Source organism: Variovorax sp. AC103, from assembly GCF_979254005.1.
The window spans coordinates 311,799-323,521 of record NZ_CEEDFC010000002.1; the positions used below are offsets into that span (position 1 = coordinate 311,799).

Here is an 11,723-nt window from a genome sequence, read left to right on the forward strand (position 1 = left end):
CACGGAGAAACACACAATGTCCTTGAAGCTCGACCACATCGTCATCGCGGTCCACGACCTGGAACGCACCATCGCCGACTACGGCGCGCTCGGCTTCCACGTGGTGCGCGGCGGCGACCATCCGGGCCGCGCCACGCACAACGCGTTGGTGGTGTTCGGCGACGGCAGCTACTTCGAGCTGATCGCATGGCGCGAACCGTCGCCCACCGAACGCTGGTGGCAGCTGCTGCAGCGCCACGGCGAGGGCGTCGTCGACTTTGCGCTGCTGCCCGCCAGCACCGCGGCCACCGTGGCCGATGCGAAGGCGCGCGGCCTGCTGCTCGAAGGCCCGCTCGACGGCGGGCGCGTGCGCCCCGACGGCGAACGCCTGCGCTGGCAGACGGCGCGCTCGCCGTCGGCCGACCTGCCGTTCCTGTGCGGCGACCTCACGCCGCGCGCTCTGCGCGTGCCCGAAGGCGAGGTGCGCGTGCATGCCAACGGCGCACTCGGCGTGGCGAGCCTGGCCATTGCCGTGCGCGACCTCGATGCCACGCTGGCGCGCTACCGTGCCTTGCTTGGCACTGGACACGACAACACGGACACGCACATCGGCGAGCCCGTGGCGGTGCCGGCCAGCAATGTGCGCGTGGCGGTCATCGCGCTGGGCGGCAGCGTGCTGGTGCTGTCGTCGCCGCGCGAGAACGCGACGAATGCAGGGGAGGGCAGCGGCACGCTCGCGCAGCGCATCGCCGCGCGCGGCGAGGGCCCGTACGCGCTCGTGCTGCACACCGGCAAGCCGCAGTCGACCGGCACGCTCGACCTGGCGCGCACGCATGGCGCGTCGATCGAGCTCGACCTGCCGCCGGTGGGGCGCGAAACGAAGCCCGGCCATCACACATACACGGCCGACGGCGTCGTGGGCGGATGAGCTGAACTGCGTGGCGCCGACGGGCCGTGCAGGACAAGGCCCCGCCCCGATACCAGCGCTTACCTGATTTCACCTGACCGCGACCTGAAGTGTCCGAAGCCGACACAAGCGGGGCACACAATGGACTCGTCAACAACGCATGAAGGAGTTCCAGATGATCCGCAATTCAAAGAGCATGGCCGTTGCCGCCGCGGCGCTTGCAATGTGCATGGCCGCGGGGAGCGCCTTTGCGCAAGACCGCCGCTTCGACGGTCGCCCGGGTCCCGGCGGCGATGGCCGCTTCGAACAGCGTGGCCCCAATGGCGACCACCGTGGCGGCCCTCCGGGCTACCGCGGCAACCAGGACTTCCGCGACGGGCGCCAGTTCGATCGCCGCGGCTTCCCGCAGCCGCACGCCGAATGGCGCCGTGGTGGCCGCGTGCCGCCCGAGTACCGTGGCCGCAACTATGTGGTGCAGGACTGGCGTTCCTACCGCCTGCAGCAGCCGCCCCGTGGTTACCAGTGGGTGGGCGTGGGCGGCGACTTCGTCCTCGCGGCGATTGCCACCGGTGTGATCGCCAACATCATCGCAGGCCAGTAAACAGACGCTGTTTCGGCTTCAGCACGCAACAGACGAACGCCGCAGGCCTGAAGGCTTGCGGCGTTTTTTTCAGACCAATGCGGTGGGTGCGGACTGGGCGCAGACGTTGCGCCCGGTGATGGTCAGGCGCAAGCCGCCGCCGTGCCATTCGAGCCAGTTGAGGCCCACGTACGCGTCGATGTCGGCGTCGTCGATGCGGTCGGCCTGTCGGCTCTGCAGCAGCTCCACCGTGGCGGGCAGGGCCCGTCTCAACCGCTCGCGGCGCTCTGCTGCATCGGCCGCCTTGAGGGCGGCCCTGGTTTGCTGTTGCTGCTGCTGCGGGGTCGATGCCATTGCTGATCCGTTTCCAGGAAGCCAGGGAATTAACCCGAATGTACGCCCCCTGTGTGAAGCCGCATTCTTCTTTTTTAACCTTTCTGTCGTCCGCAGTACACACCCTGCAACTGCCGCTGGACAGGCTCTAGATTTCGTAGTGCGAGGCCTTGGCCTCGTCGCCCAGCGCCTTTTCCACGACGGCACGTGTCAGCGTCGGCGCGAACGACTCGATGAATGCGTAGACATACTTGCGCAGGTAGGTGCCCCGGCGCACCGCCAGCTTGGTGAGGTTGATGCCGAACAGGCGCCCCGCGTCGAGCGCACGCAGCTGCGTGTCGCGCTCGGCCTCGTAGGCCACGCCGGCAACGATGCCCACGCCCAGGCCCAGTTGCACGTAGGTCTTGATCACGTCGGCGTCCATCGCGGCCAGCACGATGTTGGGCTGCAGCCCGCGCTGCTCGAAGGCCTCGTCGATGCGCGAGCGGCCCGTGAAGCCGGTGTCGTAGGTGATGAGCGGGTAGCGCGTGAGCGCGTCGAGCGTGAGCGGCGCGTCCAGCAGCGGATGGCCCGGCGGCACGATCACCGAATGCGTCCAGCGGTAGCAGGGCAGGGCGACCAGCTGCGGGTAGTCGCCCAGCGCCTCGGTGGCGATGCCCACGTCGGCCTCGCCGTCGAGCAGCATCTGCGCGATCTGCTTGGGCGAACCCTGGTGCAGGTGCAGTTTCACGTTCGGGAACTGGGTGCGGAATTCCTGCACCGCCACCGGCATGGCGTAGCGCGCCTGCGAATGCGTGGCCGCCACCGAGAGCAGGCCGCTTTGCTGCGCCACGAACTCCTGGCCCGCGTGCTTGAGGTTGCTGCTCTCCATGAGCATGCGTTCGATGATCGGCAGCACGTGGCCGCCGGGCTCGGTGAGCCCGGTGAGCCGCTTGCCGGCGCGCACGAAGAGCTCGATGCCGAGCTCCTCCTCGAGTTCGCGGATCTGCCGGCTCACGCCGGGCTGCGAGGTGTGAAGGGTGTGGGCGACTTCGGTCAGGTTGAAGCCGCAACGAACGGCCTCGCGTACCGAGCGCAGTTGTTGGAAGTTCATCTGCCGCGGAGGTGAGTCAGGAAAGTCAGGGCCCCGGACGAGGCCGAGGGGCGATTCTCGGCAGAAGTGCTTATTCGGGGAACGATGCGTTTGTTGGTTCCACATGAACAAAACATCTTTAAGGCGTTTGCTGCCGATTCGAGGAGGGCGTGGGGGTTGAGTGCGCCGGCCGCTCGGCGCCTCGTGCCGCGCCCCTAAACTGCCCGCCAACCCTGGCCTTCGCCAGGCACCACACACGCACCGACCGCACATGGGTAATCGCTCCTGGCTCTATCTCGAACACCGCACCGCAGCCGATGACGAAGAGGCCGCCTCCACCGAATTCGGCGCGGCCAACAACAACTTTCCCGTGCTCTGGCAGATCCTGCTGGCCGACGGCGCGGCGGGCGCGGCCATCGACCACCAGCGCGTCTTCGGCGATGCCGGCACCCGCAACCTCGCCAGCGACGCGCACGCCGCGCTGGGCCGCGTGCGGCGCATGCAGGCCTTCGTGGGGCAGCATCCGATGCTGCACACGCTGCCGCAGGTCGCGCTGCAGTTCGAGGCGCTGGCGCTGCACCTGGCCGCGCTGATCGACGAGGCGCCCGAAGGCACCCGGGCGTGCCTGTCCGCCGACCTGGACGAGCTGTCGTGGATGGACGGCGATGCGCAGCAGGACGGCTTCATCGAGCGCAGCCGCAACGAATGCAATGCGCGGTGGGCGCGCGTGCAGCGTTGCATCGACGGCGGCAACCACCCGGGCTTCGACGCCGAACTCGGCATCAAGCGCTTCTCGGACTGGGAGGGCTGGGCCTGGCAGTTCGGCCTGGGCGGTGTGTCGCATCCGTACTTCAACGGCTACGAGCCGCCGCGCGACGAGCGCTTCGAAGACTTCATGGCGAATGAAGGCGACGAGCAAGACGGGGAAGCCGGAGAAGACCGCGACTGGGACAACCACCTGGACGGCCCGCTCTGGCGCTTCGAGGCCAACGGCCTGTGGGGCGTGCGCTTCTCGCAAGACGGCGAGCGGCGCACCGTGGCCGAGCCCGCATGGGACGACATCCGCGCCAGCGGCGCGAGCGACGCGCGCCTGCTGTGGGTGTCGCGCGGCGAGCACACCGGCCTGCTGCTTGCGCACACCGATGCGCCGCGCGTGCTGCTCGAACCGCAGCTCGACGAGGCGTGGGACTTCGAGGACGACATCGCCACCGTGCTGGTGGGCGACCACATCGGCCTGCTGCGCCCGGACGGCAGCTGGCTCATGGCGCCCTCGGTCGACGAGATCTGGAGCTTCGCCGGCGGCATGGCGCGCGCCCGCGTGGGCGAGCGCCAGGGCTATGTCGATGCGCAGGGCCGGTGGGCCGTCGCGCCGCAATTCGACGAGGCCGAGGACTTCGCGCCCTGCGGCCTCGCACCCGCGCACACCGACGCCGGCTGGGGCCTGGTGCGCACCGACGGCGCATGGGCCGTGCCGCCGGGTTTCGACACCCTCGAGTGGCACCACGACTGGGACGCCTTCGAGGCCACGCGCGGCGGCAAGACCGGGCTCATCGATGCGCAGGGCCGCGTGGCGGTCGAGCCGGTGTACGAGGTGCTGGAGCTGCTCGAGGAATATCCCGTCGAGATGCTGCAGGCCGCCGACGCGGCGCCGGGCCATGCGCCTGTGGCCCGGCCGAAGCGCTTCGCCGTGCAGCGCGAAGCCGGCCGGTGCGGGCTGATCGACGCGCAGGGCCAGGTGCTGGTGCCCTTCGACTACGGCCTGTTCGAATCGCTGGAGCCGCTGACCGGCGAGGAGCGCGCCCACGCGATGGTGCAGCGCGACCTGGTGCGCGTGGCGTCCAAGGGCGGCCGCACGGCGAAGAACGCGCCGTGGCTGCGCGGCATCTACGACATCGGCGCCGGCCGCGAGCTGGTGCCCTGCAGGCACCGCACGGTGCAGCCGCTGACGTGGGGCACGCAGGACATCGGCTGGCTGGTGGCCGACCCGCTGCCGCGCGCCGAGAAGACCGACAAGACCGCCAAGGGACAGCTGGCCGTGGGCGTGCTGCGCGCCGACGGTTCCACGCTGCATCCGCAGGCCTACCCCTGGATCGCGTCGCCGGTCTCCGTGAGCGAGGGCTGGTACGCCGTGCTGGTCCGCTCCGAACTGCGCAAGCGCTGGAGCGCCGGCGAGCCGGTGAAGGCCGCGCGCAACGACCGCGACGTGTACGTCTGGCTGCATGCCGACGGCCGCGAGCAGGAGCACGCCGCGCACATGGCCGCGCGCCATGCGGCGGGCGACCTGCGGGCGGCCTACGAGCTGGCCTGCCATCTGCGCGACGGCGAGGGCGTTCCGGCCGACGCAGCGCAGGCCCTGAAATGGATGGCGCGCGCCGCCGGCGTGCGTGCGCCCGGCGATGCGCCTGCCAGCGCGTCACCGGGCGGCTTGCCCGAAGCCATGCGCGAGTTCGCGCTGATGCTGCGCACGGACGCGGCGGGCACGGGCGCCGATCTGGCCGGCGCGCGCGCATGGCTCGTCCACGCCGTTGCGCACGGCGGCGCCGACGACGCGGAAACCCTGGCCCAGCTGGGCTACATGCTCTTTGAAGGGCAGGGCGGCGAACGCGACCCCGAGGCCGGCGTGCGGCACTACGAGGCGGCCGCCGAACGCGACAACCTCATGGCGCTGTTCAACCTGGGGCTGGCGTTGCGGGCCGGCGAGCAGGTAGCGCCCGACCTGGCGCGCGCCGCGGGCTACTTCCGCCGCAGCGACGAAGCCGGCGACCACGACGGCACGCTGCAGCTCGGCGTCACGCTGTGCAGGCAGGCCGCGGCAGCGGGCGGGAAGGATGGCGACGGTGCCGTCGATGCGGCGCAGGCGAAGGTGTTCTACGCCGAGGCGGCCTACGCGTTCCAGAAGCTGGCCGAAGACGACGACAGCCGCCTGCAGGGCTGGGGTTGCTACGAGCTGGGCATGCTGCGCCTTCACGGGCATGGCGCGCCGCCGGAGGCCGTCGAGGCCGAACGCTGGCTGCTGGCCGGCGCCGCGCTCGACGACTGCGAGCAGAACCTGGAAAGCCAGCGCGCCTGTGTCGAAGACCTGGCGCAGGTGCTCTACGGCGACCGCGAGAGCCCGCTGTTCGACGCGCGCAAGGCGGCCGAATGGGCGCAGCGCCTGCGGGCGCTGCCCGCTACCACGTCGGATGAACCGGGGTGAACACCGGCCGGAAAAGGTGCCGCCGCACGATCTCGCCGTACCCCCGGTAGTAGAAATTGCCGTTCGCCGCCAGCACCGCCGCGCGGTGCCTGCGGAAGTACACCGGAATCTCGTACCAGGGCATGGTCGGCGCGCGGTGGTGCACGTGGTGCAGGTTGTTGAACAGGTACAGCAGCCCGAACACGACGTTCGACTCGACGATGGCCACGCGCTCGTGCGGCGTGTCGGCCCAGCGGTGCTCGGTGAAGGTGCGCAGCGAGCCCAGCATCATCCCGGGGTACACGACGTACAGCAGGTACTCGCCCAGGCCCATGCCGCAGACGGCCGTCACGTAGTACAGCACCGGCGCCACGCTCAGCGCATGCCAGCCCCATGTCGGCAGGCGCGAGAAGTTGCCCGAGAGCACCTGGCCGGCTTCGAAGCGCACCAGCTTCCACAGCCGCAGGAACGGCCCCAGCACCACGCGGAAGGCGATCGTCTGGTTGGCCATGTACATCCACCGCCACACCGGCCCGTAGCCGGCCCAGGCGGGCGCGGAGTGGTAGGCGCTTTCGTTGTCGCGCTCCGGGTGCGTCAGGTGGAAGTTGACGTGGTGCGAACTGTGGCCGCGGTTGTAGAACGGGTACGGCAGCCACAGGTTGAGCGGCGGCCACACCACCGCGTGGCGCAGCCACTTCGGCAGGTGCCGCATTGCATGGATGCTCTCGTGCTGCAGCGAGAAATGCAGCTGCGCGAGAAAGCCGCCGAGCACGAACAACGCCCAGCCCGGCAGCGCCGCGTGCCACCACAGCAGCGCGGCCCATGCGGCGTAGAGCGCGCCGGCCAGCAGCAGGGTGGGCACTTCGTAGTGCCACCACCAGTGGCGGCGCGCGGACGGCTTTTCCGTGAGGGGCGTGGCAGTCGATGTCATGGTGAAGGACTGCATGCTAGGTAGCAAGCGACCGCTTGCATGCGCGCATTTCGCATAAGCATGGACGTGAAACTTCGTTCGTCGCGCCGCGGGGTGCGGCCTACGCTCGCCGGCTCCGCTGTGTTCCCTCTGCCATGAAAAACTTCCTTCTCCGCCTGGCCCTGGCGTTGCTCGCCGCACTGGCCACCGATGCGCAGATCCACGCCGCCACGGTGGACGACTACCCGAGCAGGACCCTGCGCGTGGTCGTGCCGTATCCCGCCGGCGGCATCGCCGACAAGATCGCCCGCGAGGTCGCCGAGCAGCTGGCGCAGCGCCTCAGGCAGCCCGTGGTGGTCGAGAACCGCAGCGGCGCGGCCGGCAACATCGGCTTCGACCACGTGGCGCGCCAGCCGGCCGACGGCTACACGCTGCTGCTCGCGCCCGCCTCCAACCTCACGGTGCAGCCGGCGCTCTTCAAGCAGCTGAGCTACGACCTCGCGCGCGACTTCACGCCCGTGTCGCTGCTGGTGCAGACGCCGCAGGTGCTGCTGGTCAACACCAAACTGCCGGTGAACACGCCGCGCGAGCTGATCGACTACTCGAAGAAGAACCCCGGCAAGGTCAACTACGGCATCAGCGTGGGCGCGTACTCGCACCTCGCGGGCGAGTTGCTCAAGACGCAGACCGGCGCCGACTTCACCGCCATCCCCTACCAGGGCAGCGCGCCCGCCATCAACGACCTGCTCGCGGGCCAGACGCAGTTCATCTTCAACGAGGTGGTCACCGCCATTCCCTTCGTGAAGGCCGGCACGCTCAAGCCGTTGGCCGTGGCCTACAAGACGCGCGCACCGTGGCTGCCCGACGTGCCCACCACCGCCGAGGCCGGCCTGCCCGACTTCGAGGTCACGTCCTGGTACGGCGTGGTCGTGCGCAGCGGCACGCCCGCGCCGCTGGTGCAGCGCCTGTCGCGCGAACTGCGCGACATCGTGCAGGGCGCGGACTTCCGCAAGCGCTACGACGACATCGGCGCCTTCACCGTGGGCAGCTCTCCCGAGGAATTCGGCCGCTTCATCCGCAGCGAGACGGTCAAGTGGACCGCGGTGGTGAAGCAGGCCGGCATCCAGCCCAACTGAGCGGCGGCACAGCGCAAAGTGACGCGAACCCGAGAATGAGCGCATGAGCCCCACACCCCGAAACGCCATTGCGCCCGCCGAGCTGTGGGCCCTGCTGCTGGCCGAGCCTGCGGCGGAAATCGCATTGCTCGACGTGCGCGAGACGCGCTGGTTCGTGCAGCGCCACCTCAACCTCGCGCGCAACGCGCCCTTCAGCGGGCTCGAGGTGCAGGTGGGCGCGCTGGTGCCGCGCCGTTCCACGCCGGTGGTGCTGCTCGACGACCGCGGCACGCCCGATGGCGTGGCGCAGGAAGCCGCTGCCGTGCTCGCCCGGCTGGGCTACAGCGACGTGCGCACGCTCGCGGGCGGCCTGCAGCGCTGGCTGGCCGAGGGCCTGCCCGCCATCGACGGCTACGGCACGCTGGTCAAGGCCTTCGGCGACCGGGTGCGGCTGCACTACGGCACGCCCGGCCTGCCCGTGGAGGCCCTGCGCGCGCGCCTGCGCGATGGCCGGCCGACCACGCTGGTGGATGCCCGGCCGCGCGCGGAGTTCGAATTTCTCTCGCTGCCCGGCGCGCGCAACCACGCGGGCACCGAGCTGGCGCTGCGCCGCTTCGCGCCGGGCGGGGCCGAGCACCAGCCCGATCACCTGTGGGCCATCAACTGCTTCAGCCGCACGCGCGGCATCGTCGGCGCGACCACGCTGCGGCTGCTCGGCCGCGCGAGCGACGCCGTGTTCGTCGAGGACGGCGTCATGGACTGGGGCCTGCACGGCGCACCCACGGTGCAGAACGCGGCGCCCGAGGACGAACTGCCGCCCGAATCCCCGGCGCTGCTGCGCGGCATCGCCGACGACCTGCTGCGCAGCTTCGCCTTGCCCGTGGCCGATGCGGCGCAGCTGGCCCAGTGGCGCGACGACGGTGCGCGCACCCTCTACGTCTTCGACGTGCGGCCGGAAGCCGACCCTGCGTTCGCGCACACCGGCCTGCGGCAGGTGCCCGGCGGCCAGCTGCTGATGCATTTCGAGAACCTCGTGGGCACGCGCGGCGCGCGCATCGTGCTGCTCGACGACCCGGCGCACCGGCTGCGCGCGGCCGTCACGGCCTTCTGGCTCACGCAGCTCGGCCAGGCCGAGGTGTACGTGTACGACGGCGAGTTCACGCCGAGGCAGGCCCCGCCCGACCCCTCGGCGGCCATCGACGCCGCCCCGCCGCCGCTTGCGCCCGAGGCCCTGGCCGCGCTGCAAGAGGACGGCGCGGCCACGGTGATCGACGTCGGCCCCAGCCTGGACTACGAGCTCGGCCACCTGCCCGGTGCGCTCTACCTGCTGCCGGCCTCGCTGACGCCGCTCGCCCCGCATGCCGCGGCCGGCCGCACCGTCGTCTTCACCTCGCCGGACGGCACGGCCGCCGCCCGCGTGGCGCGCGATGCGCACCGGCGCTGGCAGGGTTCAGGGGCGGTGTCCACCTGGCTCCAGGGCGGAACACAGGGCTGGAAGGCTTCGGGAAGGCCGCTGGAGGCGGCGTTCGAGCCGGCCCAGCTGCTGACCCCCTTCGACGACGACTGGGGCTCGGTGATGCGCGTGTTCGGCCCGCGCCGCGATGCGGCCTGGGCCGGCTACCTTGCGTGGGAACGCGCACTGGCAGAACGGGTCGTGAAAGACCCGTCCGTGCGCTTTCGCTTCTTCGCGCTCAGCGCGCCCCGGCCGGCGTAGGCGTGGGGTCGGGCAGCTCGATCTTGATGTCGAGCACCTCGAGGTTGTCCTGGGTCTCCAGGTGCACCTTGATGTCGTCGGGGTTGATCGACACGTACTTGGAAATCACCGCCACCAGCTCGCGCTGGAGTTCGGGCAGATAGTCGGGCCGCTTCTTGCCGCTGAGGCTGGACCGCTCGTGCGCGAGGATGATCTGCAGCCGCTCCTTCGCGACGCTCGCAGTCTTCTTCTTTTCGCCCAGCAGGAACGAGAGAAAGGACATGGCCTACTTGCCTCCGAAAATCCGCTTGAAGAAGCCCGGCTTCTCGGCGTCGACGAAGCGCATCGGCCTGTCTTCGCCCAAAAAGCGCGCCACCACGTCGGTGTAGGCCTGGGCCACGTCGGTTTCCTTGTCGTGGATGGCCGGCACGCCCTGGTTGGAGGCGTGCAGCACGCTTTCCGACTCGGGGATCACGCCGATCAGCTTGATGCGCAGGATGTCCTGGATGTCTTCCAGCGACAGCATCTGCCCGCCCGCCACCCGGTTCGGGTTGTAGCGGGTGATGAGCAGGTGCTCCTTGATGGGCTCGCCGCCGTCCTTGGCGCGCTTGGTCTTGCTGCTGAGCATGCCCAGGATGCGGTCCGAGTCGCGCACCGAGGACACCTCGGGGTTGGTCACCACCAGCGCCTCGTCGGCGAAATACATCGCCATCATGGCGCCGGTCTCGATGCCCGCGGGCGAGTCGCAGATGATGTATTCGAAGTCCATCGCGGCCAGGTCGGCGAGGATCTTCTCCACGCCCTCTTGCGTCAGCGCTTCCTTGTCGCGCGTTTGCGAGGCGGCCAGCACGAACAGGTTGTCGCACTGTTTGTCCTTGATGAGCGCCTGGCTCAGGTTGGCTTCTCCCTGGATGACGTTGATCAGGTCGTACACCACGCGGCGTTCGCAGCCCATGATCAGGTCCAGGTTGCGCAGGCCCACGTCGAAGTCGATCACGGCCGTCTTCTTGCCCGCGAGCGCCAGGCCCGAGGCGAAGCTGGCGCTCGTGGTCGTCTTGCCGACGCCGCCCTTGCCCGAAGTCACCACCACAATTTTGGCCATGGCCATTCCTTCTTGTTTCGATTCAGTTGTTGGTTGTCAGGGTCGCCGCGGTCCGTGAGGGGGCTCAGGGAATCGGGTCGATCGCTAGTTTTTTTCCGTCCAGGCGCACCTGGGCCGATTTTCCCAGCACGTTGTCGGGCAGCGGCACTTCATTGGTCCGGTAGATGCCGGCAATGGCCACCAGCTGCGCTTCCATGCAGGTCGAGAAGATCCGCGCCTCGGTGTTGCCCCGCGCGCCGGCAATGGCCTTGCCGCGCAACGGGGCGTACACGTGCACGTTGCCGTCGGCGATGACCTCGGCGCCGAAGCTCACCACGGCCGTCACCACCACGTCGCCGCCGCGTGCGTAGATCTGCTGGCCCGAACGAAGCGGCTTGTCGATCAGGAGCGTGCCGTTGGCCGGCACCGGCACCTCGCGCACGATCTGCGGGGCTTCCGACACCGGGGCTTCGGCCGGCGGCGCCGGGGCACGCGGCGCCGGGGCCGCGGGCATGGCCGCCACCGAGAGGCCGGCGGCGCGTGCCGCGGCGTTCTGCCCGGCGTTGCCGCCGCGCACCGCGATGGGCTGGGTCTGGTGGCGCGCCAGCAGGCTGCGCAGCGCGGCAAAGTCGATGTCGGCGGCGGCCTGGCCCTCGCCCTGAGCGTCCTGCAGCAGGGAAAGATCGATGACCACCGGCTCCTGCTCGAAGAAATCGGGCGAATCCGCCAGCTGTGCGTCGAGCGCCTCGGCCAGCACGTCCAGGTCGGACGTCTTCAGGATCACTGCGATCAGCGGCAGCGTGGCGCTCTTGAATTCGAAAACCGCCTTGGTGCGCGCGGCGGAGACATCGGCCATTGGAAAACGTCGGTGCGAAAAG

Annotated in this window: 11 protein-coding genes; 5 read left to right on the forward strand and 6 right to left on the reverse strand. The window is 69.9% G+C overall.

Features of this window, described 5'->3' with window-relative positions; genetic code table 11:
* Positions 1–16: 16 nt before the first annotated feature.
* Positions 17–907: a VOC family protein gene (locus tag AC0IYU_RS04125; protein ID WP_472113338.1), complete on the forward strand. Its 891-nt coding sequence runs from the start codon at positions 17–19 to the stop codon at positions 905–907.
* 154 nt (positions 908–1,061) lie between these two features.
* Positions 1,062–1,487, forward strand: a complete 426-nt coding sequence (locus AC0IYU_RS04130) for an RcnB family protein (RefSeq protein WP_435486571.1) — start codon at positions 1,062–1,064, stop codon at positions 1,485–1,487.
* Between the two features lie 69 nt (positions 1,488–1,556).
* Here the strand turns inward: AC0IYU_RS04130 and AC0IYU_RS04135 are convergent, their stop codons facing one another.
* Together AC0IYU_RS04135 and AC0IYU_RS04140 are read right to left on the reverse strand one after the other, a co-directional pair.
* Complete coding sequence (locus tag AC0IYU_RS04135; protein WP_435439868.1) at positions 1,557–1,820, reverse strand: hypothetical protein; 264 nt, start codon at positions 1,818–1,820, stop codon at positions 1,557–1,559.
* 127 nt (positions 1,821–1,947) lie between these two features.
* Positions 1,948–2,892: a CysB family HTH-type transcriptional regulator gene (locus AC0IYU_RS04140; protein ID WP_435439869.1), complete on the reverse strand. Its 945-nt coding sequence runs from the start codon at positions 2,890–2,892 to the stop codon at positions 1,948–1,950.
* A 250-nt stretch (positions 2,893–3,142) separates the two neighbouring features.
* Here AC0IYU_RS04140 and AC0IYU_RS04145 point away from each other — a divergent pair, with 250 nt between their 5' ends.
* Complete coding sequence (locus AC0IYU_RS04145) at positions 3,143–6,067, forward strand: SEL1-like repeat protein (RefSeq protein ID WP_472113340.1); 2,925 nt, start codon at positions 3,143–3,145, stop codon at positions 6,065–6,067.
* Here AC0IYU_RS04145 and AC0IYU_RS04150 read toward each other — a convergent pair.
* Entirely contained in the window at positions 6,042–6,977 is a 936-nt protein-coding gene (locus AC0IYU_RS04150) for a fatty acid desaturase (protein ID WP_472113342.1), read from the reverse strand. The genes AC0IYU_RS04145 and AC0IYU_RS04150 overlap by 26 nt on opposite strands.
* A 134-nt stretch (positions 6,978–7,111) precedes the next feature.
* Here AC0IYU_RS04150 and AC0IYU_RS04155 point away from each other — a divergent pair, with 134 nt between their 5' ends.
* Both AC0IYU_RS04155 and AC0IYU_RS04160 read left to right on the forward strand, forming a co-directional pair.
* Entirely contained in the window at positions 7,112–8,092 is a 981-nt protein-coding gene (locus tag AC0IYU_RS04155; RefSeq protein WP_472113345.1) for a Bug family tripartite tricarboxylate transporter substrate binding protein, read from the forward strand.
* 43 nt (positions 8,093–8,135) lie between these two features.
* Positions 8,136–9,785, forward strand: a complete 1,650-nt coding sequence (locus AC0IYU_RS04160; protein ID WP_472113347.1) for a rhodanese-like domain-containing protein — start codon at positions 8,136–8,138, stop codon at positions 9,783–9,785.
* On the opposite strand, the gene minE is transcribed toward AC0IYU_RS04160, so the two are convergent.
* The 3 genes from minE to minC form a co-directional block, all read right to left on the reverse strand.
* A complete protein-coding gene (minE, locus tag AC0IYU_RS04165; RefSeq protein WP_472113350.1) occupies positions 9,763–10,047 on the reverse strand; it encodes a cell division topological specificity factor MinE in 285 nt (94 codons plus the stop codon). The two genes, AC0IYU_RS04160 and minE, sit on opposite strands and share 23 nt — an antisense overlap.
* 3 nt (positions 10,048–10,050) lie before the next feature.
* On the reverse strand, positions 10,051–10,866 hold the full coding sequence (gene minD / locus AC0IYU_RS04170; RefSeq protein ID WP_472113353.1) for a septum site-determining protein MinD: 816 nt from the start codon (positions 10,864–10,866) through the stop codon (positions 10,051–10,053).
* Positions 10,867–10,930: 64 nt separating this feature from the next.
* Positions 10,931–11,701 carry a septum site-determining protein MinC gene (gene minC, locus AC0IYU_RS04175; RefSeq protein ID WP_435486568.1) on the reverse strand — a complete coding sequence of 257 codons (771 nt, stop codon included), beginning with the start codon at positions 11,699–11,701 and terminating at the stop codon, positions 10,931–10,933.
* Positions 11,702–11,723 lie beyond the last annotated feature (22 nt).